This is a genomic window from Streptomyces sp. NPDC093094 (assembly GCF_044754345.1).
Taxonomy (GTDB): domain Bacteria; phylum Actinomycetota; class Actinomycetes; order Streptomycetales; family Streptomycetaceae; genus Streptomyces.
Genome location: NZ_JBIVOX010000009.1, coordinates 155,892 through 180,426, shown reverse-complemented (window position 1 = coordinate 180,426; position 24,535 = coordinate 155,892). Strand labels below are relative to the sequence as shown.

23 protein-coding genes are annotated in these 24,535 nt (G+C 72.7%); 8 read left to right on the top strand and 15 right to left on the bottom strand.

The annotated features are described in order from the left end of the window. Positions 1–4: 4 nt before the first annotated feature. Genes ACIQGV_RS20955 through ACIQGV_RS20920 form a run of 8 tightly spaced genes read right to left on the bottom strand, consistent with a single transcriptional unit; the run spans position 5 to position 6,732 of the window. Positions 5–1,999, bottom strand: a complete 1,995-nt coding sequence (locus ACIQGV_RS20955) for an NADH-quinone oxidoreductase subunit L (RefSeq protein ID WP_402496566.1) — start codon at positions 1,997–1,999, stop codon at positions 5–7. Then, complete coding sequence (nuoK, locus tag ACIQGV_RS20950) at positions 1,996–2,373, bottom strand: NADH-quinone oxidoreductase subunit NuoK (protein WP_402496565.1); 378 nt, start codon at positions 2,371–2,373, stop codon at positions 1,996–1,998. The genes ACIQGV_RS20955 and nuoK overlap by 4 nt, the downstream gene beginning before the upstream one ends. Then, complete coding sequence (locus ACIQGV_RS20945; protein WP_402496564.1) at positions 2,373–2,951, bottom strand: NADH-quinone oxidoreductase subunit J; 579 nt, start codon at positions 2,949–2,951, stop codon at positions 2,373–2,375. Before ACIQGV_RS20945 ends, nuoK begins: the two co-directional genes overlap by 1 nt. Further along, the gene (locus ACIQGV_RS20940; protein WP_402496563.1) at positions 2,948–3,496 is read right to left on the bottom strand and encodes a NuoI/complex I 23 kDa subunit family protein; all 549 of its coding nucleotides are present in this window, start codon (positions 3,494–3,496) and stop codon (positions 2,948–2,950) included. Before ACIQGV_RS20940 ends, ACIQGV_RS20945 begins: the two co-directional genes overlap by 4 nt. After that, positions 3,496–4,464 (bottom strand): NADH-quinone oxidoreductase subunit H, encoded by a 969-nt coding sequence (locus ACIQGV_RS20935; protein WP_402496562.1) that lies wholly within the window; start codon positions 4,462–4,464, stop codon positions 3,496–3,498. Before ACIQGV_RS20935 ends, ACIQGV_RS20940 begins: the two co-directional genes overlap by 1 nt. Further along, complete coding sequence (locus ACIQGV_RS20930; RefSeq protein ID WP_402496561.1) at positions 4,461–5,753, bottom strand: NADH-quinone oxidoreductase subunit C; 1,293 nt, start codon at positions 5,751–5,753, stop codon at positions 4,461–4,463. Before ACIQGV_RS20930 ends, ACIQGV_RS20935 begins: the two co-directional genes overlap by 4 nt. Further along, positions 5,750–6,349 carry an NADH-quinone oxidoreductase subunit B gene (locus ACIQGV_RS20925; protein WP_402496560.1) on the bottom strand — a complete coding sequence of 200 codons (600 nt, stop codon included), beginning with the start codon at positions 6,347–6,349 and terminating at the stop codon, positions 5,750–5,752. The genes ACIQGV_RS20930 and ACIQGV_RS20925 overlap by 4 nt, the downstream gene beginning before the upstream one ends. Next, positions 6,340–6,732 carry an NADH-quinone oxidoreductase subunit A gene (locus tag ACIQGV_RS20920; RefSeq protein ID WP_402496559.1) on the bottom strand — a complete coding sequence of 131 codons (393 nt, stop codon included), beginning with the start codon at positions 6,730–6,732 and terminating at the stop codon, positions 6,340–6,342. Before ACIQGV_RS20920 ends, ACIQGV_RS20925 begins: the two co-directional genes overlap by 10 nt. A 192-nt stretch (positions 6,733–6,924) precedes the next feature. On the opposite strand from ACIQGV_RS20920, the gene ACIQGV_RS20915 reads away from it, so the two are divergent. From ACIQGV_RS20915 to ACIQGV_RS20895, 5 genes are all read left to right on the top strand, one after another. Further along, on the top strand, positions 6,925–8,118 hold the full coding sequence (locus tag ACIQGV_RS20915; RefSeq protein WP_402496558.1) for a sensor histidine kinase: 1,194 nt from the start codon (positions 6,925–6,927) through the stop codon (positions 8,116–8,118). Positions 8,119–8,271: 153 nt separating this feature from the next. Further along, entirely contained in the window at positions 8,272–9,609 is a 1,338-nt protein-coding gene (locus ACIQGV_RS20910; protein WP_402496557.1) for a sensor histidine kinase, read from the top strand. 163 nt (positions 9,610–9,772) lie between these two features. Beyond that, positions 9,773–10,444, top strand: a complete 672-nt coding sequence (locus ACIQGV_RS20905; RefSeq protein ID WP_402496556.1) for a LuxR C-terminal-related transcriptional regulator — start codon at positions 9,773–9,775, stop codon at positions 10,442–10,444. Between the two features lie 270 nt (positions 10,445–10,714). After that, positions 10,715–12,643, top strand: a complete 1,929-nt coding sequence (locus ACIQGV_RS20900; RefSeq protein WP_402496555.1) for a 2-oxoacid:acceptor oxidoreductase subunit alpha — start codon at positions 10,715–10,717, stop codon at positions 12,641–12,643. Next, positions 12,636–13,685, top strand: coding sequence for a 2-oxoacid:ferredoxin oxidoreductase subunit beta (locus tag ACIQGV_RS20895; protein WP_402496554.1), 1,050 nt, complete (start codon positions 12,636–12,638; stop codon positions 13,683–13,685). The genes ACIQGV_RS20900 and ACIQGV_RS20895 overlap by 8 nt, the downstream gene beginning before the upstream one ends. Before the next feature lie 10 nt (positions 13,686–13,695). On the opposite strand, the gene ACIQGV_RS20890 is transcribed toward ACIQGV_RS20895, so the two are convergent. Beyond that, a complete protein-coding gene (locus ACIQGV_RS20890; RefSeq protein ID WP_402496553.1) occupies positions 13,696–14,130 on the bottom strand; it encodes a winged helix-turn-helix transcriptional regulator in 435 nt (144 codons plus the stop codon). Between the two features lie 88 nt (positions 14,131–14,218). On the opposite strand from ACIQGV_RS20890, the gene ACIQGV_RS20885 reads away from it, so the two are divergent. Both ACIQGV_RS20885 and rarD read left to right on the top strand, forming a co-directional pair. Next, positions 14,219–15,073 carry an SDR family oxidoreductase gene (locus ACIQGV_RS20885; RefSeq protein ID WP_402496552.1) on the top strand — a complete coding sequence of 285 codons (855 nt, stop codon included), beginning with the start codon at positions 14,219–14,221 and terminating at the stop codon, positions 15,071–15,073. A 155-nt stretch (positions 15,074–15,228) separates the two neighbouring features. Continuing rightward, positions 15,229–16,242, top strand: a complete 1,014-nt coding sequence (rarD, locus tag ACIQGV_RS20880) for an EamA family transporter RarD (protein ID WP_402496785.1) — start codon at positions 15,229–15,231, stop codon at positions 16,240–16,242. A 144-nt stretch (positions 16,243–16,386) separates the two neighbouring features. On the opposite strand, the gene ACIQGV_RS20875 is transcribed toward rarD, so the two are convergent. Then, positions 16,387–17,028 (bottom strand): CGNR zinc finger domain-containing protein, encoded by a 642-nt coding sequence (locus ACIQGV_RS20875; RefSeq protein ID WP_402496551.1) that lies wholly within the window; start codon positions 17,026–17,028, stop codon positions 16,387–16,389. A 21-nt stretch (positions 17,029–17,049) separates the two neighbouring features. Here ACIQGV_RS20875 and ACIQGV_RS20870 point away from each other — a divergent pair, with 21 nt between their 5' ends. Further along, on the top strand, positions 17,050–17,541 hold the full coding sequence (locus ACIQGV_RS20870) for a VOC family protein (RefSeq protein WP_402496550.1): 492 nt from the start codon (positions 17,050–17,052) through the stop codon (positions 17,539–17,541). A 24-nt stretch (positions 17,542–17,565) separates the two neighbouring features. Here ACIQGV_RS20870 and ACIQGV_RS20865 read toward each other — a convergent pair whose 3' ends face one another. From ACIQGV_RS20865 to ACIQGV_RS20845, 5 genes are all read right to left on the bottom strand, one after another. Then, the gene (locus ACIQGV_RS20865; protein ID WP_402496549.1) at positions 17,566–18,879 is read right to left on the bottom strand and encodes a tetratricopeptide repeat protein; all 1,314 of its coding nucleotides are present in this window, start codon (positions 18,877–18,879) and stop codon (positions 17,566–17,568) included. 196 nt (positions 18,880–19,075) lie between these two features. Beyond that, entirely contained in the window at positions 19,076–19,951 is an 876-nt protein-coding gene (locus tag ACIQGV_RS20860) for an ABC transporter permease (protein ID WP_402496548.1), read from the bottom strand. Then, positions 19,938–20,972, bottom strand: coding sequence for an ABC transporter ATP-binding protein (locus ACIQGV_RS20855; RefSeq protein ID WP_402496547.1), 1,035 nt, complete (start codon positions 20,970–20,972; stop codon positions 19,938–19,940). Before ACIQGV_RS20855 ends, ACIQGV_RS20860 begins: the two co-directional genes overlap by 14 nt. 74 nt (positions 20,973–21,046) lie before the next feature. Continuing rightward, a complete protein-coding gene (locus ACIQGV_RS20850) occupies positions 21,047–22,267 on the bottom strand; it encodes an outer membrane lipoprotein carrier protein LolA (protein WP_402496546.1) in 1,221 nt (406 codons plus the stop codon). Positions 22,268–22,552: 285 nt separating this feature from the next. Then, positions 22,553–23,563 carry a polyprenyl synthetase family protein gene (locus ACIQGV_RS20845; RefSeq protein WP_402496545.1) on the bottom strand — a complete coding sequence of 337 codons (1,011 nt, stop codon included), beginning with the start codon at positions 23,561–23,563 and terminating at the stop codon, positions 22,553–22,555. Positions 23,564–24,535 lie beyond the last annotated feature (972 nt).

Below are 24,535 nucleotides of genomic sequence, written 5' to 3'. Positions count from 1 at the left end.
CTGCTCACGCTCCCGTGGCGACGAGGACGACGGCGACCGTCAGGACGACGGTGCCGGCGAGCAGCGCGCTCACATAGGTCTGCACATTGCCGGTCTGGGCGCGGCGGACGGCCGCGCCGAGCAGGCGGGGCAGGGCGCCCGCGCCGCGTACATAGGTCTCGACGACCTCGCGGTCGAGGAACCGCACGAGAGTCGCGCCGGCCTGGACCGGGCGGACGAACAGCGCCGAGTACACGGCGTCGAGGTGGAAGCCGACGGCCGCGTGGCGGTGCAGCGGGCCGAGCAGCAGCCGTCCCGGGTCGGCCGGGTCGGGGGCCTGGGCCACGTCCCCGTACGCGGGTGCGTGGGCGGCGATGGCCTCGGCCTCGACGAGTCCGGCGTCGCCCTCGGGGTGGGCGGCGACCGCGCCCAGGGGGACACGGGCGGCGAGCGGGGCGGTGTGGCGCCAGGCCGCGTAGGTGACGATGGCGCCGACGAGGGCCACGCCCGTGCCGAGGACCGAGGTGGTGAGGGTCGGGGCGAGATCGTTGCCGTCGAACCAGTCGGGCAGCAGCCGGTAGGCGAGCCCGCCGAGACCGAGGGACGGCACGGCGAGGACCCACAGCACGGCGGTCATGCTCAGGGGCTGGCGGCCGTGGTCGGGGGCCTCGGTGCCGTGGCCCCGGAAGGCGAGCAGCCACAGACGGGTGGCGTAGCCCGCGGTGAGCAGGGCGGTGAACAGGCCGGTGACGAGGATGATCCAGCCGGCGGCGCCGGGGGCGTGCTCGGTGTGTCCGGTGGAGACGTGCTCGGCGGCGCCGAGGACGGACTCCTTGGAGAAGAAGCCGCTGAACGGCGGGATCGCGGCGAGCGCGAGGAGCGCCACGGTCATCGTCCAGTAGGCGTCGGGGACGCGGTCGCGCAGTCGGCTCATGCGGGACATCGCGGCCAGCGAGTTGGTGCCGGCGGCGTGGATGATCACGCCCGCGGCGAGGAAGAGGAGCGCCTTGAAGGCGCCGTGGGACAGGAGGTGGAAGACGGCGGCGCCGCGGTCGCCGACGGCGAGGGCGCCGGTCATGTAGCCGAGCTGGCCGATCGTCGAGTAGGCGAGGACGCGTTTGATGTCGTCCTGGGCGAGCGCGGCGAGGCCGGAGCCGACCATGGTCACCGCGGCCATGACGGCGAGGGTGACCATCGCGGCCGTGGACGCCTGGAAGACGGGGAGGAGCCGGGCGACGAAGTAGACACCGGCGGCGACCATCGTCGCGGCGTGGATCAGCGCGGAGACCGGGGTGGGGCCGGCCATCGCGTCGGGGAGCCAGGTGTGCAGCGGGAACTGCGCCGACTTGCCCGCCACGCCCGCGAGGAGCAGCAGGGCGATCAGGGTGGGGTGGTCGAGCGCCCCGCTCGCGACGGCGCCGAGGACCTTGGTGATGCGGAAGGACCCGGCATCGGTGGCGAGGGCGAACAGACCGATGAGGAAGGGGACGTCGCCGAGCTTGGTGACCAGGAATGCCTTGAGGGAGGCGGCGCGGGCTTCGGGGGTCTCCCAGTAGTGGCCGACGAGGAAGTAGGAGCAGATGCCCATGACCTCCCAGCCGACGAGGAGCACCATCAGGTCGCCGGTGTAGACGACGAGGAGCATGGCGGAGGTGAACAGCGAGACCAGGGCCGCGTAGGAGGGATAGCGCGGGTCGTCGCGGAGGTAGCCCGTGGAGTAGATCTGCACGCAGGTGGCGACGACCGTGACCACGACGGCGGTCAGCGCGGCGAAGCCGTCGACGTAGAGGGCGAGGTCGATGGGGACCGAGCCGGTCGGGGTGAGCTCGGTGGAGGCTTCGACGGGCGCGTTCCCGCCCTGGCGGGCCGCGACCAGGGCGGCCAGCACGAGGGAGGCGAGGGCCGGCAGGACGGCGAGGGGCCGGACGAAGCCGGGGGCGGTGCGGCCGAGGAGGAGTCCGGCGGCGGCGGCGAGGAACGGCAGGAGGGGGACGAGGACGGCCAGGGTGGTCGTGGTCACGCGGTGGCCTCAGCCTTCTCGGCGGCCGCGGCGGCCTCGGGGACGTCGGTCTCGTGGCCCTCGGCGGTGTCGCGCAGCCTGTCGATGTCCGAGGTGCCGCGGTTGCGGTGCACGGCGAGGACGATCGCCAGGCCGATGCCGATCTCGGCGGCGGCGATGGCGATGGTGAACAGGGTCAGGGCCTGGCCGGAGTGCAGGGTCTCCTCGGCGGCGCGGCTGAGCCAGACGTCGAAGGCGACCAGGTTGAGGTTGACGGCGTTGAGCATCAGCTCGACCGACATCAGGACCAGGATCGCGTTGCGGCGGGCGAGGACGCCGTACAGGCCGGTGCAGAACAGCAGGGCGGAGAGTACGGCGGGATAGGCGAGGTGCATCAGCGGGCGCCTTCCTTCCCGGGTGCTGCGTCCACGGAGTCGGCCTTCGCCTTGCGCGACAGGACGATCGCGCCGACCAGGGCGGCGAGAAGGAGGACGGAGAGGGCTTCGAAGGGCAGGACCCAGTTCTGGAACAGGGCCTGGCCGGTGACCTCGGTGGTGCCGGCGGGGGCTCCGTCGAGGTCGATCCAGGTGGTGCGGAAGGCGTCGGCGACCACCCAGACCAGGGCGGCCGCGGCGGCGACGGCCACGGCGAGGGCGGCCCGGCGGTTGCCGGAGTCGGCGTCCGGGGAGCGGCCGATGGGGGCCCGGGTGAGCATCAGTCCGAAGAGGAGGAGGACCACGACGGAACCGACGTAGATCAGTACCTGCACCCAGGCGATGAACTCCGCGGTGAGCAGGAGGTACTCGACGGCGAGGCCGCCGAGGGCGACCACCAGCCACAGGGCGGCGTGCACGAGCTGCCGGGTGGTGACGGTGACCAGGGCGGCGCCGAAGGTGACCAGGCCGACGAGGAGGAAGGCGATCTCGACGCCGGTCGGTGAGAGGAAGCCGTGGGTGTCTGCGGCGAGGGTCACGCCTCCTCCTGGGGTTCGGCCTGGGCGGCGGCGAGCTTCTCCGCGGTCTTGCGGGCCGCGGCGATCTCCTTGGGTTCCTCGGCGGCGGGGTCGAGGGCGGGCGGGGCCGGCACGGTCCACATCCACTCGCGGAGCTTGTCGCGCTCATGGGTGAGGTCGCGGATGTCGGTCTCGGCGTACTCGAACTCCGGGGACCAGAACAGCGCGTCGAAGGGGCAGACCTCGATGCAGATGCCGCAGTACATGCAGAGCGAGAAGTCGATGGCGAAGCGGTCGAGGACGTTGCGGCTGCGTTCGCGCCCACCGGGTGCGGCCGCGGGGACCGTCTCCTTGTGGGAGTCGATGTAGATGCACCAGTCGGGGCACTCGCGGGCGCAGAGCATGCAGACCGTGCAGTTCTCCTCGAACAGACCGATGACACCGCGCGTGCGGGGCGGGAGGTCGGGCTGGACGTCCGGGTACTGCTGGGTGACGGTCTTCCTCGTCATCGTGCGGAGGGTGACGGCCAGGCCCTTGGCGAGGCCGGAGCCGGGAACGGGGGCCACTAGGAGATCACCACCTTGACGATGCCGGTGAGGGCGATCTGGGCGAGGGCGAGGGGGACGAGGAGGGTCCAGGAGAGCTTCTGGAGCTGGTCCTCGCGCAGCCGGGGGTAGGTCACGCGGAGCCAGATGACGACGAAGGCGAGGGCGGCCGTCTTCAGCAGGGTCCACACCCAGCCGAGGCCGTCGGCGCCCCAGGGGCCGTGCCAGCCGCCGAGGAACAGGACGGTGGTCAGGCCGCACAGGACGACGATCCCGGCGTACTCGGCGAGGAGGAAGAGAGCGAAACGCAGACCGGTGTACTCGGTGTAGGCGCCGAAGATGATCTCGGAGTCGGCCACGGGCATGTCGAAGGGCGGGCGCTGGAGCTCGGCGAGGCCCGCCACGAAGAAAACGATCGCGCCGACGATCTGCCAGGGCAGCCACCACCACTCGAAGGCGTCGAGGATGCCGGGGAGGGAGACGGTGCCGGCCGCCATCGCCACGGAGGCGGCGGCGAGCAGCATCGGCAGTTCGTAGGCGAGGAGCTGGGCGGCGGTGCGCAGGCCGCCGAGCAGGGAGAACTTGTTGGCGCTGGCCCAGCCGGCCATCAGTGCGCCGAGGACACCGACGCCCATGACGGCCAGGACGAAGAAGACGCCCGCGTCGATGACCTCCCCGACCGCGCCCTCGCCCGGGCCGATCGGGACGGCGAGCAGCACGAGCAGATAGGGCAGCAGGGCGACGGCCGGGGCGAGCTGGAAGATCCTGCGGTCCGCGCCCGCGGGGACGACGTCCTCCTTCTGCGCGAACTTCACGCCGTCGGCGACGAGCTGGGCCCAGCCGTGGAAGCCACCCGCGTACATCGGGCCGAGGCGGCCCTGCATGTGGGCCATCACCTTGTGCTCGGTCTGGCCGATGATCAGCGGGAAGGTGAGGAAGACGACGAAGACGATCAGGAGTCGCAGGGCGACGTCGAGAGCGTCGTTCACTGCGGGCCTCCTGCGGGATCTTCGGGGTTCTCGGGGTTCCCGGGGGTTTCGGGGTTCCCGGGGGTTTCGGGGTTCCCGGGGGTTTCGGGGTTCCCGGGGGTTTCGGGGTTCCCGGGGGTTTCGGGGTTCCCGGGGACGGGTTCCTGCGGAGTCTCCGTCACGGGGTCCTGCGGCTGCTGCGGCTCCGGCTGTCCCGGCTCGGACGGCTCCGGCTGTCCCGGCTCGGACGGCTCCGGCTGTCCCGGCTCGGACGGCTCCGGCTCGGACGGCTCCGGCTTCGGTTCGTCGAAGGCGGGGCGGGCGTGATGCCAGGGGGCGTCGGGGCTGCGCGGGGAGGTACGGGGCTCGACGGCGGCACCGGTCCCCGGCTCGGCCGGGGCGCCGGCCCGCTGGGAGGCCGAGCCCTGGGATGCGCTGCGGGCGCGGCGGGGCCCGGCGGGAGGTGCCGGTGCCGGGTCGGACGGACCCGCGGGTGTGCCCGCCGGGGCCTCTGCCGCGGGCGCGGCGGGTGCCTCCGCACGCTGGGAGGCCGAGCCCTCCGAGGCGGTGCGGGCACGGCGGGCCCCTGGTGCCGCCGGGGCCGCTGCCGGGGTGGCCGCGGCGTCCGCCGCCGGGGCGGTCTGGCTCGCCGAGCCCTCCGAGGCGGTGCGGGCACGGCGGGCCGGGCGCTCGCCCGCGGGGCGGGCGGCACCTCGGGCCGGGCGGGCCGGAGCGGGCGGGAGCTGGCCCTTGAGGGGGCCCCAGTCGTTGGGGTCGGGGACGCCGGGCGGAAGCATCTGGCGGCGCTTGGGGCCGCCGTGGTCGGACTCCCCCGGCTCCTTGGCGCCGGGCCACGCCTTGGCGACGCGCGCGGCGAGGACGAAGTCCTTGCGCAGGGGGTGGCCCTCGAAGTTCTCCGGGAGGAGCAGATGCTCCAGGCCGGGGTGGCCCTCGAAGGTCACGCCGAACATCTCGTGCGTCTCGCGCTCGTGCCAGCCGGCACCGGCGTAGACGCCGACGGCGGAGGCGAGGGCGGGCGCCTCGTGCGGGACGGTCGTGCGCAGCAGCAGCCTCCGGACCGGCGCGAGGGCCACGACATGGGCCGTGACACGGAAGCCGGTGCCGGGTTCGTCGACGGCGCTCAGCCAGTCGAAGTAGGTGCAGCCCAGCTCGTCGCGGGCGGTGCGCAGGGCGGGGATCCAGCCGGCGGCGGGGACGTCGACCGTGAGGACGTCGTAGGACTCCTCGGCGGTGGCGTCCGGGCCGAACAGCTCTGCGGCGGGGGCGGGCAGCCAGCCGGCGGTGCTCATCGGGAGCCCTCCTCGGCCGGTGCGGCGGGCGGTTTCACCAGGCCGCTCTGCAGCGCGGCCGCCGAGGGGCGGGCAGCGGTGCCGTAGCGCTCCGCGAGCGATTCCCGGGCGATCTTCTCCTGGAGCTTGAGGATGCCCTGGAGCAGCGCCTCGGGCCGGGGCGGGCAGCCGGGGACGTAGACGTCGACGGGGATGATCTGGTCGACGCCCTTGGTGACCGAGTACGAGTCCCAGTAGGGGCCGCCGCAGTTGGAGCAGGCGCCGAAGGAGATGACGTACTTCGGCTCGGGCATCTGCTCGTAGAGCCGCTTCACGGCGGGGGCCATCTTGTCGGTGACCGTGCCGGACACGATCATCAGGTCGGCCTGGCGGGGGCCGGGCGCGAAGGGGATCACCCCGAGGCGGATGAAGTCGTGGCGGGCCATCGACGCGGCGATGAACTCGATCGCGCAGCAGGCGAGCCCGAAGTTGAAGACCCAGAGCGAGTAGCGGCGTCCCCAGTTGAGGACGACCTTCATCGGCTCGGGGGCGAGGCGCGCGAGGGCGCCCAGCCTCTTCGGTTCGGGCAGGGGGACGGGCTCCGGGGTCACGTCCATTCCAGGACCCCCTTCTTGTACGCGTAGAGCAGTCCCACGGTGAGGAAACCGAGGAAGACGAACATCTCGACGAGGGTCGTCGCCCCGTAGCCCGGCGCGGCGAACACCGTCGCCCAGGGGAACAGGAAGATCGAGTCGACGGCGAAGATGACGTAGAGGAAGGCGTAGACGTAGTAGCGGACCTGGGTGTGGGCCCAGCCCTCGCCGACGGGGTCGACGCCGCACTCGTAGGTCAGGAGTTTCTCGGGGGTCGGCACGGTGGGCCGCAGCAGCCGGCCGGCCCCGAAGGCGACGGCGACGAACAGCACGCCGACGGCGGCGAGCAGTCCGACGACCGAATAGGACTGGAAGTAGTCCGCCGCGACGACGGTCGGTTCCCGCACGTCCGTCCCTCGCTCCCTGGCCGACCCTCGACGACGACCTTGTTCGACGCTGTACGCACGGGAGTCTAGGCCCTGATAAAGAGACGGTAAGCAGCCCGTCACGCCTTGAGATGCCGGGGTGGGGTTTTCCCCAGCAGTGCCGGGCGGTCCGCCTCATGGCGTGGCCGGGCGCGGACGGGCAGGCTGACCCGTATGACCGAACGTACTCCGTCCGCGGGCGCCGAGACGGCCGAGCCGTTGCCGCCGCCGCGTCCCGCCTACGACGCTCACACCTGGAAGGAGATCGCGCATCTCCTGGCGAACCTTCCCGCGGCGCTGATCGGCTTCGTCTATGTGACGACCGTGGTGTTCACCAGTGCCTTCCTGACCGTCACCGTGATCGGGTTCCCGCTGCTCGCGGCGGGTCTGCTGGGCGCGCGGCAGCTGGGCAGGCTGGAGCGGGCGCGTGCCAGGGCGCTGCTCGGGGTGCGGGTGGAGGAGCCGTCGCCGATGCCGTGGCGCGGGCGGGGCGGGTTCCTCCAGCAGCTGTGGATGATGCTGAAGGACCCGGTGGGCTGGCGGACGCTGCTGTACGACTTCATCCGGCTGCCGTGGGGGGTGCTCACCTTCGCGCTGACGCTGACGTCGCTGTTCGTGCTGTGGCCGGTGCTGCCGTATCTGGCGCGGGGGCTCGCCAACGCGGACCGGGCCATGGTGCGGGGGCTGCTGTCGCCGTCGGACGAGCTGGAACGCCGTATCGCCGAACTGGAGTCCGACCGGGGGGTGGTGGTGGACACGGCCGCCGCCGACCTCAGGCGCATCGAGCGGGATCTGCACGACGGGGCGCAGGCGCGGCTGGTGAACCTCGCGATGGGGCTGGGTCTGGCCAAGGAGAAGCTGCTGGAGGACCCCGACTCGGCTGCGGTGATGGTCGAGGAGGCGCACGGCGAGGTGAAGCTGGCGCTCCAGGAGCTGCGTGACCTGGCGCGGGGCATCCATCCGGCGGTGCTCACCGACCGGGGGCTGGACGCGGCGCTGTCCTCGGTCGCCTCGCGGTGCACGGTGCCGGTGAAGGTGACCGTGGACCTTCCGACGCGGCCGGCCGAGGCGATCGAGGGGATCGCCTACTTCACCGTCTCCGAGCTGCTCCAGAACATCAGCAAGCACGCGCAGGCCCGCTCGGCCTCGGTGGAGGTGTGGCGGTCGGCGGACCGGCTGCTGTGCCAGGTCGAGGACGACGGCCGGGGCGGGGCGCAGCTGGACGCGGGAAGCGGGCTGCGCGGGCTGGCGGAGCGGCTGGGCGCCGTCGACGGGGTGCTCGTCGTCGACTCCCCCGTGGGGGGTCCGACGGTCGTCACCGCCGAACTGCCCTGGCGGGAGCGGTCCGCCGCACCGCGGCGGGGGTAGGGAAAACCCCCCTTCCGAGAGGCCGACGGCCTCCATGTCCCGAAGGCCCGGGCCGGAGGAGGCTGGTTCCAGAACGAGACACCGGACGCGGACGGCACGACCGCGAGCAGGCGGTGCATCCACCGGCGGCAGAGCAGAAACGGACGGCAGGCGATGGCCACCACGTACGGGGACAGCAGGTACGGACAGGAGTACGGGCACCGGGACGGCCGGCGCCGGCTGCCCGCCGGGCTGCGGGCGCCGTTCGAGGCGCGGCACTGGCGGGAGCTCGGGTATGTGCTGCTGAGCCTGCCGATCAGCGTGCTGACGTTCACCTACGCGGTGACGATGGTGTCGCTCGGCGTCGGTCTGCTGGTGACGTTCCTCGGCATCCCGGTGATGGCGGGGGCTCTCGCCGGGTGCCGGGGACTGGGCGCGATGGAGCGGGCGCGGGCCCGGGCGCTGCTGCGGGTCGACCTGTCCGACCCGGAGCCGCTGCGGGTGCGCGGCAACGGTCTGATGGCGTGGACGGGCGCCGTGTTCAAGAGCGGCTCGTCCTGGCGGCAGCTGCTGTACGCGGTGCTGCATCTGCCGTGGGCGGTGTTCTCCTTCTGCGTGGCCGTGACGTTCTGGGTGTACGGCTGGGCGATGCTGACGTATCCGCTGTGGTTCTGGGTCCTCCCGGTGTACGCGGGTCAGGACGGGATCCAGCTGTACGGCGACGAGACGCACTCGGTCTATCTGGACAACGCGTTCGAGATCGGGACGACGGCGCTGCTCGGGCTGCTGGTCACGCTGGCCACGCCGTGGATCGTGCGGGCGCTGACGATGGTGGACCGGCTGATGGTGACGGGGCTGCTGGGGCCGTCGCGGCTGTCGGCGCGGGTGGTGGAGCTGGAGTCGGACCGGGGGGTGGTGGTGGACACGGCCGCCGCCGACCTCAGGCGCATCGAGCGGGATCTGCACGACGGGGCGCAGGCGCGGCTGGTGAACCTCGCGATGGATCTGGGGCTGGCGAAGGAGAAGCTCACCGAGGACCCGCGGGCGGCGGCCCGGATGGTGGACGAGGCGCACAGCGAGGTGAAGACGGCGCTCCAGGAGCTGCGTGACCTGGCGCGGGGCATCCACCCGGCGGTGCTCACCGACCGGGGGCTGGACGCGGCGCTGTCCTCGGTCGCCTCGCGGTGCACGGTGCCGGTGACGGTCGAGGTCGATCTGCCCTCGCGTCCCGCCCCGGCCATCGAGGGGATCGCCTACTTCACCGTCTCCGAGCTGCTCCAGAACATCAGCAAGCACGCGCGGGCCCGCTCGGCCTCGGTGGAAGTGTGGCGTGCGGAGAGCCGTCTGATGCTCCAGGTCACGGACGACGGCGTCGGCGGGGCCGACACGGCGGCCGGCTCGGGCCTGGCCGGTCTGGCCGAGCGGCTGGGCGCGGTCGACGGCGTCCTCGTCGTGGACTCCCCGGCCGGCGGGCCGACGACCGTCACCGCGGAGCTGCCCTGGCGGGGCTGATCACCGTACGGCCCGCCGTCCCCCGGTCGTCCTCGGCCGCACCTGCTCCTTCGGGGTGCGGCCGCAGGTGTGCGCGGCTGCGGTTTCCCGCCCGTGAAGGCCCGATTGCTGGGATGCTTGAGGGGCGTACGAGTGGAGCCGGGGGCATGGGGGGCCGAAAGTCGTGGAGGACAGGGTGCGGGTGGTCATCGCCGAGGATTCAGTGCTGCTCAGGGAGGGCCTGACCCGGCTGCTGACCGACCGCGGACACGAGGTGATCGCCGGGGTCGGGGACGCGGAGGCGCTGATCAAGACGATCACGGAGCTGGACGCCGAGGGCGCCCTGCCGGACGTCGTCGTCGCCGACGTCCGGATGCCGCCGACCCACACGGACGAGGGTGTGCGGGCCGCGGTGCGGCTGCGGCAGTCGCACCCGGAGCTCGGGGTGCTGGTGCTGTCGCAGTACGTGGAGGAGCGCTACGCCACCGAACTGCTGGCCGGTTCCACGCAGGGCGTCGGGTATCTGCTCAAGGACCGCGTGGCCGAGGTGCGCGAGTTCGTGGACGCCGTGGTGCGGGTGGCCCGGGGAGGTACGGCGCTCGACCCTGAGGTGGTCGCGCAGTTGCTGGGGCGCAGCCGCAAGCAGGACGTGCTCGCGGTGCTCACCCCGCGGGAGCGGGAGGTGCTGGGGCTGATGGCCGAGGGCCGGACGAACTCCGCCGTCGCCCGGCAGCTGGTGGTCAGCGACGGCGCGGTGGAGAAGCACGTCAGCAACATCTTCCTCAAGCTGGGGCTGTCCCCGAGCGAGGGCGACCACCGGCGGGTGCTGGCGGTGCTGACGTATCTGAATTCCTGAGCTCCCCCCGGGGGGGCTGCCGCACCGTTCTAGCCGCTGTCGAGCCGAGAACCGAACGATGGGCGGAGTACCTCTTCACGAGGAAGCCGAGGGCGAGATGACAAGTCAGGGCGCCGGGGCGAGGGCGCGCGCGGGGGCCGGACGCTCTCGATGCGGTGATCGTCGGGTGAACGGTCCAGGGAAGGCGACCCTCACGGTCGTAGGGTTGATCCTGGGAGGGCCTGCCGGCAGGCCGCTCCCCGACAGCCGCCTCGAAGGAGGTCCAGTTCAGTGACCAGCCAGGTCAGCAGCCCAGCGGAGCAGGCCGACGGAACCGTCGTAGGAGAGCAGCGCAGACCGGCCGGGGCGAAGGACGTCCAGCGCGTCGACCGGGTGATCATCAGGTTCGCGGGTGACTCGGGTGACGGCATGCAGCTCACCGGTGACCGCTTCACCTCGGAGACGGCGTCCTTCGGCAACGACCTCTCCACGCTGCCGAACTTCCCCGCCGAGATCAGGGCGCCCGCCGGGACCCTGCCCGGTGTGTCCTCGTTCCAGCTGCACTTCGCGGACCACGACATCCTCACGCCGGGCGACGCGCCGAACGTGCTGGTGGCGATGAACCCGGCCGCGCTGAAGGCGAACGTGGGCGATCTGCCGCGCGGCGCGGAGATCATCGTCAACACGGACGAGTTCACCAAGCGGGCGATGCAGAAGGTCGGCTACGACAGCAATCCGCTGGAGGACGGCTCCCTCGACGGCTACCACCTCCACCCCGTCCCCCTGACCACGCTGACGGTCCAGGCCCTGAAGGAATTCGACCTCACCCGCAAGGAGGCCGAGCGCAGCAAGAACATGTTCGCGCTCGGCCTCCTGTCGTGGATGTACCACCGGCCCACGGAGGGCACGGAGAAGTTCCTGACGTCGAAGTTCGCGAAGAAGCCGCAGGTCGCGGCGGCGAACATCGCGGCGTTCCGGGCGGGCTGGAACTTCGGGGAGACCACCGAGGACTTCGCGGTCTCCTACGAGGTGGCGCCGGCCGCGAAGGCGTTCCCGGTGGGCACCTACCGCAACATCTCGGGGAACCTGGCGCTGTCGTACGGGCTGGTCGCGGCCTCGCGTCAGGCGGATCTGCCGCTGTTCCTGGGCTCGTACCCGATCACTCCGGCCTCCGACATCCTGCACGAGCTCAGCCGGCACAAGAACTTCGGTGTGCGCACCTTCCAGGCCGAGGACGAGATCGCGGGCATCGGCGCGGCGCTGGGCGCGGCGTTCGGCGGCTCGCTGGCGGTGACGACGACGTCCGGTCCGGGTGTGGCGCTGAAGTCGGAGACGATCGGGCTGGCGGTGTCGCTGGAGCTGCCGCTGCTGATCGTGGACATCCAGCGCGGCGGCCCCTCCACCGGACTGCCGACGAAGACCGAGCAGGCGGACCTGCTTCAGGCGATGTACGGCCGCAACGGCGAGGCGCCCGTCCCGGTGATCGCCCCGTGCACCCCGGCGGACTGCTTCGACGCCGCGATCGAGGCGGCCCGGATCGCGCTGGCCTACCGCACCCCGGTGTTCCTCCTCTCCGACGGCTACCTCGCCAACGGCTCCGAGCCCTGGCGCATCCCGGAGGTGGACGAGCTGCCGGATCTGCGGGTGCAGTTCACCCAGGGCCCGAACCACACCCTGGACGACGGCACCGAGGTGTTCTGGCCCTACAAGCGGGACCCGCAGACCCTCGCCCGGCCGTGGGCGGTGCCGGGCACGCCCGGTCTGGAGCACCGGATCGGCGGGATCGAGAAGCAGGACGGCACCGGGAACATCTCCTACGACCCGGCCAACCACGACCTCATGGTCCGCATCCGCCAGGCGAAGATCGACGGGATCGAGGTGCCGGACCTGGAGGTCGACGACCCGCACGGCGCGAAGACCCTGGTGCTGGGCTGGGGTTCCACCTACGGGCCGATCACCGCCGCGGTGCGGCGGCTGCGGACGGCCGGGCAGGAGATCGCGCAGGCCCACCTGCGCCACCTCAATCCCTTCCCGCGCAACCTCGGCGAGGTCCTCGCACGCTACGACCGGGTCGTCGTCCCCGAGATGAACCTCGGCCAGCTCGCCACGCTGATCCGGGCGAAGTACCTGGTGGACGCGCACTCCTACAACCAGGTCAACGGCATGCCGTTCAAGGCCGAGCAGCTCGCCAAGGCCCTCAAGGAGGCCATCGATGACTGAGGCACTGAAGCTGGTCCCCAAGGCCGAGGCCGCGCAGTCCATGAAGGACTTCAAGTCCGACCAGGAAGTGCGCTGGTGTCCCGGCTGCGGCGACTACGCGATCCTCGCGGCGGTCCAGGGCTTCATGCCGGAGCTGGGCCTGGCCCGCGAGAACATCGTCTTCGTCTCCGGCATCGGCTGCTCGTCCCGTTTCCCGTACTACATGAACACGTACGGCATGCACTCCATCCACGGCCGCGCCCCGGCCATCGCGACGGGCCTGGCCGCCTCGCGCCAGGACCTGAGCGTGTGGGTGGTCACCGGCGACGGCGACGCCCTGTCCATCGGCGGCAACCATCTGATCCATGCGCTGCGCCGCAATGTGAACCTCAAGATCCTGCTGTTCAACAACCGGATCTACGGTCTCACCAAGGGCCAGTACTCCCCCACCTCCGAGGTCGGGAAGATCACCAAGTCGACGCCGATGGGGTCGCTGGACGCGCCCTTCAACCCGGTCTCGCTGGCGCTCGGCGCCGAGGCGTCCTTCGTGGCCCGCACGATCGACTCCGACCGCAAGCACCTGACCGAGGTGCTGCGCCGGGCCGCCGCCCACCCGGGCACGGCGCTGGTCGAGATCTACCAGAACTGCAACATCTTCAACGACGGAGCCTTCGACTCCCTCAAGGACAGGGAGTCCGCGCAGGAGGCGCTGATCCGGCTGGAGCACGGACAGCCCGTCCGCTTCGGCACGGACCTCGCCAAGGGCGTCGTACGGGACCGGGCGACCGGCGATCTGAAGGTGGTCACGGTGACACCGGACAACGAGGCCGACGTGCTCGTCCACGACGCCCACGCGGCGTCCCCGACCACCGCGTTCGCCCTGTCGCGCCTCGCCGACCCCGACACCCTGCACCACACGCCGATCGGCGTGCTGCGCTCGGTCGAGCGGCCCGTCTACGACACGCAGATGGCCGACCAGCTCGACACGGCCGTGGAGCAGCGCGGCAAGGGCGACCTCGCCGCGCTCCTGGCCGGCGGCGACACCTGGACCGTCGTCGGCTGAGCCCGCCGTCTCAGGAGGTCCGGGCGGCCGTCGCCGCCCGGACCTCGTCGTACGCCGCCCGGGCCTCGTCGTACACGACCCGGGCCTCCTCGACGTCCGTCATACGGCGCTCGGTCCACAGGGCGAGGGCGCGCACCTGCGCGGCGGCCTCGTGGCCCAGCGGGGTCAGCGAGTAGTCGACGCGGGGCGGGATGACGGGCTTGGCGTCCCGCAGGACCAGGCCGTCGCGCTCCAGGGTCTGGAGGGTCTGGGTGAGCATCTTCTCGCTGACGCCCCGCCCGGTCCGGCCGATCTCCCGGCGCAGTTCGCTGAACCGGTAGGAGCGCTCCATGAGGGCGATCAGCACCAGGACGCCCCAGCGGCTGGTGACGTGCTCCAGCACCAGACGGTACGGGCACATGGCCTCGGCCTCGGCCGCCGAGACCCGTGAGCTGCTTACTGCCATACCAGTACCTTACTTCAAAGTGGGTACTTACGAATAGTTAGCACCTCTCCTAAGGTGAGTGGCACAGACACCGAAGGAGTTCCGAACCATGAGCATCGTCGTCACCGGCGCCACCGGAAAGCTCGGCCGCCACGTCGTGGAGCAGTTGCTGGAGAAGGTTCCCGCGGAGCAGATCACCGCCGTCGTGCGGGACGAGTCGAAGGCCGCCGACCTCGCCGGGCGCGGCGTGAAGCTGGCCGTCGCGGACTACAACACCCCCGAGACCTTCGACGGGCTGTTCGCGGCCGGCGACAAGGTGCTGCTGATCTCCGGCAACGAGTTCGACAAGGGCCGCCCGGCCCAGCACAAGGTCGTCATCGAGGCCGCGAAGGCCGCGGACGTCGCCCTGCTCGCCTACACCAGCGCCCCCGGCAGCCTGACCGCCGCGCTGGCCGACGACCACCGCGCCACCGAGGAGATCCTGCTGTCCTCGGGCGTGCCCTACGCCCTGCTGCGCAACGGCTGGTACTTCGAGAACTACACCGAGAACCTCGCCCCGGTCCTGGCGCACGGCGCCGTGGTGCAGGCCGCGGGCGACGGCCGTATCTCCGCCGCCTCCCGTGCGGACTACGCGGCCGCCGCGGTCGCCGTGCTGACCGGCGAGGGCCACGAGGGCAGGACGTACGAGCTGGGCGGCGACGAGTCCTTCGGCTTCGCCGAGTACGCGGCCGAGCTGAGCCGGCAGACCGGCCGGGAGATCGCCTACACCTCCGTCCCGCCCGAGGCGTTCGCCGGGATCCTGACCGGCGCCGGGCTGCCCGAGGTGTTCGCCGGGATCCTCGCCGAGGTGGACGTGTCCGTGGAGAAGGGTGAGCTGGTGGTCTCCACCGGCGACCTGTCCCGGCTGGCCGGGCGTCCGACCACCTCGCTCACCGACGCCGTCGCCGCGGCGCTCAAGAGCTGATCCGCACGGATCCACCGGAACCCCTGCCTGTCATGACCGTATGGCGATACGGGCATGACAGGCAGGGGTGATCGGCGCTACCTTCGTCCGAGCGGGTGACGGCGACCAGGCGAGGAGGGCCCGTGGGCGAGCCGAAGGCGGAACGGCGCATCGGAATGCTGAACGGCTTCGCGGCCTACGGGATGTGGGGGCTCTTCCCCCTCTTCTTCCCTCTGCTGAAGCCCGCCGGGGCGATGGAGGTGCTCGCCCACCGGATGGTGTGGTCGTTCGCCGTCGTCGCCGTGGTGCTGCTCGCCGTGCGGCGGTGGCGGTGGATCGGCAAGCTGGTGCGGCAGCCGCGCCGCCTCGGGCTCGTCGCGGTCGCCGCGGCCGTGATCGCCGTCAACTGGAGCGTCTACATCTGGGCGGTCAACAACGACCGCGTGGTCGAGGCGTCCCTCGGGTACTTCATCAACCCCCTCGTCACCATCGCCATGGGCGTGCTGCTGCTGAAGGAGCGGCTGCGGCCCGCGCAGTGGGCGGCCGTGGGGGTCGGCGCCGCCGCCGTGGTGGTGCTGACCGTCGGCTACGGCCGGCCGCCGTGGATCTCCCTGGTCCTCGCCTTCTCCTTCGCCACCTACGGGCTGGTGAAGAAGAAGGTCAACCTCGGCGGACTGGAGTCGCTCGCCGCCGAGACCGCGATCCAGTTCCTGCCCGCGCTGGGCTATCTGGTGTGGCTGGGCGCCCAGGACCGCTCGACCTTCGTCTCCGAGGGGGCCGGGCACACGGCCCTGCTGGCCGCGACCGGCGTCGTGACGGCGGTCCCGCTGATCTGCTTCGGCGCGGCCGCGATCCGCGTGCCGCTGTCCACGCTGGGGCTGCTGCAGTACCTCGCCCCGGTCTTCCAGTTCCTGCTCGGCGTGGTCTGGTTCCACGAGGCCATGCCGCCCGAGCGCTGGGCCGGCTTCGCGCTGGTGTGGCTGGCCCTGGCCCTGCTGACCTGGGACGCGCTGCGTACGGCACGCCGGGCGGCCAAGGCCCTCCGGGAGAGCGCGGCGACGGCCGCGGCGGTCCCGGCCGGGGTGGAGCCGAGCGGGGCCGGTGCGGTCGCCGCCGGGGCGGACCTGGAGGGGGTCGGCGTGCAGGGCGGCGAGGAAGCGTCGGGCGTACGGCTGGACGTCAGGCCGTAGGCCGCCGGAGAGGAAGACGGGGACGGGGACGGGCGCACCCGGGGCGGGGGCGGGGCGACCTGAGCCGCCTGGTCGCCCGGTCACCCGACCGTCTGGCCGCTTGATCGCCTGGCCGCTTGATCGCGCCTCGGCGTCAGAAGGGCCCTAGTGCCTGCCGGTCGCGCCGCGGGCGCGGTGGGCGCGGACCTTCTCGCGGTTGCCGCAGTGCTCCATCGCGCACCAGCGGCGCCTGCCGGGGCGCGAGGTGTCGACGAACAGCAGGAAGCAGTCGTGGGCGCCGCACTCGCGGACACGGTCGGCGTACGGTCCGCTGAACAGGTCGATCGCGTCGCGGGCCAGGGTGGCCAGCAGCCGGGTACCGGTGGCGCCCGGCGCCCAGGCGCGCGACCCGTCCGGGGTGATACGGGAGACCAGCGGCGGCTCGGCGGCGGCCGCGTTGACCACGTCCAGGTGACGCGGCTGGAGCGGACGGCCGTGCGCCCGGTCGGCGGTCAGCAGGAACAGCGCGTCACGGAAATGCCGCACATCGCCCAGCTCCTCGTCGGTGACGACCGGCTCCAGCCCCTCCGCAAGACGGCTCCGGCGCACCCAGGCCACCAGATCGGCGGGCTCGTGCAGCACCTCGTAGCGCGCGAAGGCCCCCGGCCCGCCCGTCGGCAGCAGCTCCAGACACAGCGCTCCGGGGTCGAAGCGATAGGGCCTGCCCTCGTACGAGATCAGGGTCAGACCCGGCGCCTTCGCGGAAGTCCCCGACGGCTCCGGCGTTTCCGTTGCACGCTCACTCACGTAACCAATATAACTGGTTACGTGACCGACACCGACGCACAGACCGACACGGCCGGCTCCCCGGCGCCCCTGCACTGGAAGCTCGTCGTCGACTGCGAGAACCCGCAGGCGCAGGCCGACTTCTGGGCAGCCGCGCTCCACTACGAGACCGAGGACAACAACGCGCTCATCGAGCGGCTCCTGGAGCTCGGCGCCCTGCCGCGCGAGGCCGTCGTCGAGTTCCACGCCCGCCTCGCCTTCCGGGACCTGGTCGCCGTACGGCATCCCGAGGACCCCGTCGCCCCGGACAGCGGCACCGGCCTGGGCCGGCGGCTGCTGTTCCAGCGTGTCCCCGAGGCCAAGACCGGCAAGAACCGTCTCCACCTCGACCTGCACCCCGGCGAGGACCGGCGCGAGAGCGAGGTGGCCCGGCTGACAGCCCTCGGCGCGAGCGTGCTGCGCGAGGTGAAGGAACCCTCGGGACAGTGGGTCGTCATGGCCGACCCGGAGGGCAACGAGTTCTGCGTGCAGTAGGGGTCGGGCGCCGGCGCCGGGCCCCTACGGGTGGCGGGGCCGGTCTCCGGCCTGACGGGCGGCCCGTTCGGTGAGACGGCCCATACGGGTGTGGGCCGACTCCAGCTCCTCCAGGTCGTCACCGGCAGGGCCGCCCTCGGCCGCCAGCTCCGTCCACAGGCCGATCAGCTCGTGGCCCAGCTGGAGCCCGAGCCGCGGATCGCGCACCGCGCGCCATGCCGTCGCCGCGCTCTGGACGTCGCCGTAGGCGGCCTCGGCGTCACCCCTCCCGCGGTGGACGCGGGCCAGTTCCAGGGAGAGCCGCAGCGCGCGCTCGCCGTCACCCGCCAGGTAGGCGATGTACGCCGTCAGTCCACGCAGTCGCAGCACCTCGGGGTGGTCCGCGCCCAGCGTCCCCGCCCCCTCAGCCAGCGCTCGACCGGCCAGCTCGGCGGCCTGCCGCACCTGCCCCGACCGCACGGCCTCGTTGACCCGGGCCAGGGGCTCCGCCAGCGGGCCGGGCACGACCGGCGCCTCGTCCAGCACGGCTTCCGCTATGGCGTCGAAGCCCCGGGGAGGGGTGGGAGCCGAGGTGGACGCGGGCGCGGAGGAGTACACGGGGCCCTGCCTCTGCGGCCTGGGTGCCGCCCCGGCGGCGGCCTCCTGCGGGCGGGGCTCGGCCGTCGGGCGGAGATACGGGTTGGGCTCGTCCGCCGGTGCCTGCCGCGACTGCGGGGCGTAGGGCGAGGCGGCGGGGTCGGCCGGGGCGGACGCCTGGACACCGGGCTGCGGCTGCCCCGCGTACGGCTCGGAACCGGAGGAGGAGCCCGCCATCACCGGCGGCGGCCCGAAGCCCTCGGGCGCCGGGACCGACGCCGACGGGGACGGGGCTCCGAAGGGGGACGGCTCGGGCGAGGGCGAGCCGGTCGACGACGGCTGCTCGGCCCGCGGCGCGTCCGCGCCGGGAGTCCCGGCCGACGGGGTCTCCTTGCCGGGACCACCGGGGACCTCGGTCCGGGAAGCCGCCTCGGCCGGTGCCGGCTCCTGCGGCCTCGCCCGGACCGGCTCCGCCGTGAAGCGGCTCGACCCGTCGGGGTCGACCTGGAGCGGGACGACGTAGCCGATGCGGTCGTCGTGCACCATGGCCAGGACCGGATGCCCGCAGGTGCGGGCGAGGGTGTGGAGGTGCTTGAGGACGGTGCGCTGGATCTCCTCGCCGGGGACGGCAGCGATCCGCACCCCGTCGACCAGGGCTCCGGCCGTGCCGACGCGGACGTCGAGCGGCGCCGCAGGACCCGCGGCCGACGCCTGGGCGGCGTACGGCTGCTCCCTCTGCTCACCGCGGCTGGATCGTGTCATCGTCATCGGTCCCCCCACTCACATGTGTCCGCGAACGCCGCCGGACATGCATGGTCGAGTCTCTCCGCTCACCGGCGCCGCACACGTCACCACGACGTCACAGCCTCGTCCCAAGCGCCGGACCGGCACTGGCACCAGAGCACCAGAGCACCAGAGCACCAGAGCACCAGGTCCGGGAACCCCGCACAGGGGCGCTCTACGCCGTGATGTCCTTCGCCGTGAACCGCGCCCACGCCGCCGACCCGAACACCATCGCGTACACCGCCTGTGTGCCGAGGTTCTTGCGCAGGTCCTCCCAGTAGACCGGCTCGCGCATCAGGTCGGCGAAGGACAGCCAGTGGTGCGAGAAGAAGTACGGGTGCAGCGCGCTCAGCTGGGGTATCTGGTCGAGGATCTGCACGGTGATCAGCAGGCCGACCGTGGTCGCCATCGCCGCGACGCCGCTGCCGGTCAGGGTGGAGACGAACAGGCCGAGCGCCGCGACCCCGATCAGTGACGCGGCGACGACCAGAGCTATCAGCAGGGCCCGGCCGAGCCCCTCGGCGAAGCTGATCCGCGTCCCCGAGATGGTCGTCAGCTCGCCCAGCGGGAAGAGCAGGGCGCCGACCGCGAGGGCCGACACGGCGACCGTGAGGGTGGCCGCCAGACAGAAGGCGATCACCGTCGCGTACTTGGTGAGCAGCAGCCTGGTGCGGCCGGCGGGCGCGACCAGGAGATAGCGCAGGGTTCCGGCGTTGGCCTCCCCGGCCAGCGCGTCGCCCGCGACCACGCCGACGGCCATCGGCAGGAAGAACGGCAGCGTCGCCGCGAGGGCCGTGAACACCAGGAACAGACCGTTGTTGGTGATCTGCGAGATGAACGCCGGGCCCTCGCCGCCCCCTCCGCCGAGGGAGGAGCCGTCACTGGTCTCGATCTTCACGGCGACCCCGACCAGCACCGGCACCGCTGCCAGCACACCGAGCAGGGCGAGCGTGCGCCAGCGCCGGAAGGTCGTCACCAGCTCGCTGCGCAGCAGGCCGAACGTCCACAGAGGGTTCGGCCGCACGGCGGCGGCGGTCTCAGCCCGCGACATCGAATCCCTCCCCCGTGAGCGCCACGAACGCGTCCTCCAGCGAGGCACGCTCAAGACCGAAGCCGCGCACCCGCACTCCTGCCTGGACCAACGCGGCGTTCACGTCGGCGAGTTCCCGCTCGGGGGGTTCGCCCGAGACCCTGTCCCCGTCGGCCACCACGTCGCCCACCCCCTGCTCCTTCAGCACGCGGGCCGCCTCGCCCGCGTCCGGCGTCGTCACCACCAGGCGCCCTCGTGCCCCGGCGGCGAGGTCCGCGACCGCGCCCTGGGTGATCAGCCGGCCGCGGGCCATGACGGCCGCGTGGGTGCAGACCTGCTCGATCTCGTCGAGGAGGTGGGAGGAGAGGAAGACGGTCGTGCCGTCGGCGGCGAGTTCCCTGATCAGGGTACGGATCTCGCGCATGCCCTGCGGGTCGAGCCCGTTGGTCGGCTCGTCCAGCACGAGCAGCCGGCGCGGCTGGAGGAGAGCCGCGGCAAGGCCCAGCCGCTGCTTCATGCCGAGGGAGTACGCCCGGGCCTTCTTGCCGGACGCGGCCGCGAGGCCCACCCGGTCCAGGGCCGAGGCGACCCGGGCACGCCGGGTGCGCGGATCGGCGGTGGGGTCGGCGGCGTCGTACCGCAGCAGGTTGTCACGGCCGGACAGGAAGCCGTACAGGGCGGGGCCCTCGATGAGCGCGCCCACCTGCGGGAGCACCGTGCGCGCGGCCCGGGGCATCGGCTGCCCCAGCACGTGCGCCGTGCCCAAGGTGGGCTCGATCAGGCCCATCAGCATGCGGATGGTGGTCGTCTTGCCGGAACCGTTGGGGCCGAGGAAGCCGAAGACGCTGCCCGCCGGGACGGTCAGGTCCAGGCGGTCGACGGCGAGCTGCCCTCCTCGGTAGCGCTTGGTGAGGCCGCGGGTGGCGATGACACCGCCGCCCGCGCCGCTCCCCTCGGGGCCGCCGGCACCCGCAGCAAACTCCTCCGGGGCACCGGCGCCCGCTCGTGTCTCCTCCGGCTCCCTGGCGGGCGCTTCTCGCATGGGCTCCCCCGGCTCCCTCGACTCGTCGTACGCGTACGGTTCTTACTGCCTCACGCGCACGACGTCCACCGCTGTCACCGATGCGAATCGGCGGCCTTCACCAGCGCGTCCTTGGTGACCGCGCCGACGTAGACCTTGCCGTCGTCGGTGACGAGGGCGTTGATCAGGCGGGTCTTGAAGACCGTGCCCGAACCGAACTTGCCGCTCGCCTTGTCGCCGAGGGAGTCCAGGAAACCGCCGAAGTCGCCGCCGACCTCCTCGCCGGACGGGATGCCCTCGCCGCCGGTGTCGAGGACGGCGATCGCGTTCCAGCCCTCGCCGATGGTGTCCATGCCCTCGGCTCCCTGGCCGAGGTCCTCCCCGGGGGTGAACGGCAGGTCGCCCTCACCGGGCTCGAAGCCGCCCTCACCCTGCTCGGCCGCGTCCTGCTCGGTGACCTCGGCCCCCTTGGGCGGGGTGAAGTCGAAGGTGGAGGCGGCCGGCTTTCCGAAGTCGACCTGGGTGAATCCGGCGTCCACGACGGCCGCGCCGCCGGCGGCGGGCGTGAGCGTGAACTTCAGCGGCGTCCAGGTCCTCGCGTCCACCGCGATGCTGATCGCGCCGACGGTGGAGCCGGACTGCCTGGGCTTGATCAGCAGCTTGTAGGCGTCGCGGCCTGCGACCCGGGCGGTGCCGTCGACGGTGACGGACGTGGTCTCGTCGACCGCCTTCAGCGCCTCCTCGGCGAAGTCCTTGGGCGTGGCGGGCACGTCCTCGGCCTCGCCGGTCCCGCCGCTCGTGGAGTGGTGGACCTCGTTGGACCTGCTGTCGTAGCCCCAGACGTCCTTGCCGTTGTGGATGACGCTGTACTCGGCGGCCTCCTGGAGCAGCGACACCTTCTGGCGGTCCGGGCCGTCGGCGGCCACGCGCAGGGTGTGCGAGCCGCTGACCAGCTCGGTGAGGCGGGTCGACGGGTCGGCCGCGGAGCCCTCGCCGCCGTCGCCGCCCGAGGCGGCGCCGGAGAACAGACCGCTCTCCAGTCCGCCGAGGTCGGGCAGGCCGAGGTCGGTGTTGATGCGGACCGTGCCGGACAGCTGCTCGGTGTCGGACTCGGCGATGTTCTGGACGAGTTGCTCGGCGCTGATCTCGGGCAGGTCGGGGCTGCCGGAGTCGGCCAGGGCCGGGACGAGCCCGATGGTCGCCACCGCCACTCCGGTGACCGCGAGCGGGACGACATACCGCGCGGCCCTGCGTCGCCCGCGCGGGACTTCGGTCTCCGAGGCGGTGATGCTCTCGTCGGATTCGTACGGTGCCATGTGTGCCCTACCTCCGTGTCGGCGGCGGCCGTTCAGCTCGATGCGCACTGTTCACCCTGAGCCGCCATTCTCACCCGATTCGGTGAGGAGTGGTGTTTTCCGTCTGTCTCCAATCTGACCAAACGGAAGTCGTCGGGGCGTCACTCCGCGGAGCCAACTCCGCGTACTACTGCGGTATGACACCTGAGGGCGGCACACTCCCCCGACCCGTAGGGGTCGAAGGGGTGCGCCGCCCTCCTGGTGTACAGGTGCGCGGTCCCGGCCGCACGTGCCGGACGGGGGGTGTCAGCCGGCCCGGTGGACCACCGCGTCGCACAGCTCCAGGAGCGACGCCTTGGCGTCGCACTCCCGCAGCGGCGCAAGCGCCGAACGGGCCTCCTCCGCGAACCGGACGGTGTCGCGGCGGGCCTGCTCCAGCGCCGGGTGGGCCCTCAGCGCGGTGAGCGCCTCGGTGTGCCGGGCGTCGTCGGTGAGGTCGGAGTCGAGCAGCTCGCACAGCGCGAGGTCCTCGGCGAGGCCCAGCCGGGCCGCCCGCTCGCGCAGCCGCAGCACCGGCAGGGTCGCGATGCCCTCGCGCAGGTCGGTGCCGGGCGTCTTGCCGGACTCGTGGGAGTCGGAGGCGATGTCGAGGACGTCGTCCGCGAGCTGGAAGGCGACGCCGAGCCGCTCGCCGTACTGGGTCAGCACGTCGACGATCGTCTCGTCGGCGCCGGACATCATCGCGCCGAACCGGCAGGAGACGGCGACCAGCGAGCCCGTCTTGCCGGCGAGGACGTCCAGGTAGTGGTCGACCGGGTCGCGGTCGTCGGCCGGGCCGGCCGTCTCCAGGATCTGGCCGGTGACCAGGCGCTCGAACGCCTCGGCCTGGACCCGCACCGCCTCGGGTCCCAGGTCGGCCAGGATGTGCGAGGCGCGGGCGAAGAGGAAGTCGCCGGTGAGGACGGCCACCGAGTTGCCCCAGCGGGTGTTGGCGCTGGGCACGCCGCGGCGCACGGACGCCTCGTCCATCACGTCGTCGTGGTACAGCGTGGCGAGGTGGGTCAGCTCGACCACCACCGCGGACGGTACGACGCCGGGCGCGTAGGGGTCGCCGAACTGGGCCGCGAGCATCACGAGCAGCGGCCGGAAGCGCTTGCCGCCCGCCCGCACCAGATGCTGGGCGGCCTCGGTGATGAAGGGGACCCCGCTCTTGGTGGCTTCGAGCAGCCCTTCCTCGACAGCCGCCAATCCGGCCTGGACATCGGCTTCCAGAGCCTGGTCCCGCACGCTCAGCCCGAACGGCCCGACGACGGTCACGAGGGGTCTCCTGTCTGCTGGTGTCTACTGGCGATTACGCGGTATGTCGATAGGTCGCTGCCATCACTCAAGTCAGCGTATCCGGTCACGATTCGATCACTGTCGCCGCCCACCCCGCAGGCCGGGCGGTATCGCGGCACGACCGGTATGTTGCTGATCAATCGATAGGAACGGACATTTATCGACTTACCAGGAAGTAGTGATCCGCGCCTCGCAGCGGCGCCGCACCCCACGTCAGCACCGCGCCCCGCACCCCGGCGCCACACCCCGACCCGACGCCGCGCCCCGACCCGGCGCACAGCCGCCGCGCCGCAGGGCACCCCGGGTCCACCGAGGCCGGCGGGATCACGCTCCCGCGCATCCTTACACCCTTCCCCCGCGAGACGCCTCACGTGCCTCACGAGGACCTGCGCACCCCTGTCCGTCCGGTGTCGGGGGGCCCCCCGGCGGCCGGGGGGGGGCCCCCCCCCCCCCCCCCCCCCCGGCCCCCCCCCCCCCCCCCCCCCCCCCCCCCCCCCCCCCCCCCCCCCCCCCCCCCCGGGGCGCCGGGGGGGCGCCCCCCCCCCGCCGCGCCGGGGCCCCCCCGACACCGGACAGCCCCGCGTTCCCCGGGCACCACCCGACCGGCCGGTACGGCCCGTGCCGCGACAGCACCCTCCGGCCGCCGGAGCGCCTTCCCGCCGGCCGGGTGCACGACCCGATCGCCCCCGGCCCCGCCGGCGCCCCGACCGCGGCCCGCCACCCGCCCCCCACCGACCGTGACGCCGATGACGCACGCCCTCCAGGGTTCCGCCGCACCGGCCACCCGCGGAGCGCCGGACCCGCCGGCACACCGGGGGCACGTCCGCACGGCGCCCCGGCCGGGGAACGGGGCACGGACCGCGGGCAGGATCCAGCCGGCCGGGGGTGCGTGATGTGACCGGCGACGCACGGCGTCCGGATACCGGCCCGCGGCGCGGCGTCCCGAGCCCG

Bases quoted from the DNA above. Each gene is read 5' to 3' on its own strand.
- nuoK (WP_402496565.1), bottom strand. From the start codon at position 2,373: ATGCACCTCGCCTATCCCGCCGTACTCTCCGCCCTGCTGTTCTGCACC.
- ACIQGV_RS20930 (WP_402496561.1), bottom strand. From the start codon at position 5,753: ATGAGCACCGCCGGCTGGCTGCCCGCCCCCGCCGCAGAGCTGTTCGGC.
- ACIQGV_RS20925 (WP_402496560.1), bottom strand. From the start codon at position 6,349: ATGGACGTGACCCCGGAGCCCGTCCCCCTGCCCGAACCGAAGAGGCTG.
- ACIQGV_RS20915 (WP_402496558.1), top strand. From the start codon at position 6,925: ATGACCGAACGTACTCCGTCCGCGGGCGCCGAGACGGCCGAGCCGTTG.
- ACIQGV_RS20910 (WP_402496557.1), top strand. From the start codon at position 8,272: ATGGCCACCACGTACGGGGACAGCAGGTACGGACAGGAGTACGGGCAC.
- ACIQGV_RS20895 (WP_402496554.1), top strand. From the start codon at position 12,636: ATGACTGAGGCACTGAAGCTGGTCCCCAAGGCCGAGGCCGCGCAGTCC.
- ACIQGV_RS20890 (WP_402496553.1), bottom strand. From the start codon at position 14,130: ATGGCAGTAAGCAGCTCACGGGTCTCGGCGGCCGAGGCCGAGGCCATG.
- ACIQGV_RS20885 (WP_402496552.1), top strand. From the start codon at position 14,219: ATGAGCATCGTCGTCACCGGCGCCACCGGAAAGCTCGGCCGCCACGTC.
- rarD (WP_402496785.1), top strand. From the start codon at position 15,229: ATGCTGAACGGCTTCGCGGCCTACGGGATGTGGGGGCTCTTCCCCCTC.
- ACIQGV_RS20865 (WP_402496549.1), bottom strand. From the start codon at position 18,879: ATGACACGATCCAGCCGCGGTGAGCAGAGGGAGCAGCCGTACGCCGCC.
- ACIQGV_RS20860 (WP_402496548.1), bottom strand. From the start codon at position 19,951: ATGTCGCGGGCTGAGACCGCCGCCGCCGTGCGGCCGAACCCTCTGTGG.
- ACIQGV_RS20855 (WP_402496547.1), bottom strand. From the start codon at position 20,972: ATGCGAGAAGCGCCCGCCAGGGAGCCGGAGGAGACACGAGCGGGCGCC.
- ACIQGV_RS20850 (WP_402496546.1), bottom strand. From the start codon at position 22,267: ATGGCACCGTACGAATCCGACGAGAGCATCACCGCCTCGGAGACCGAA.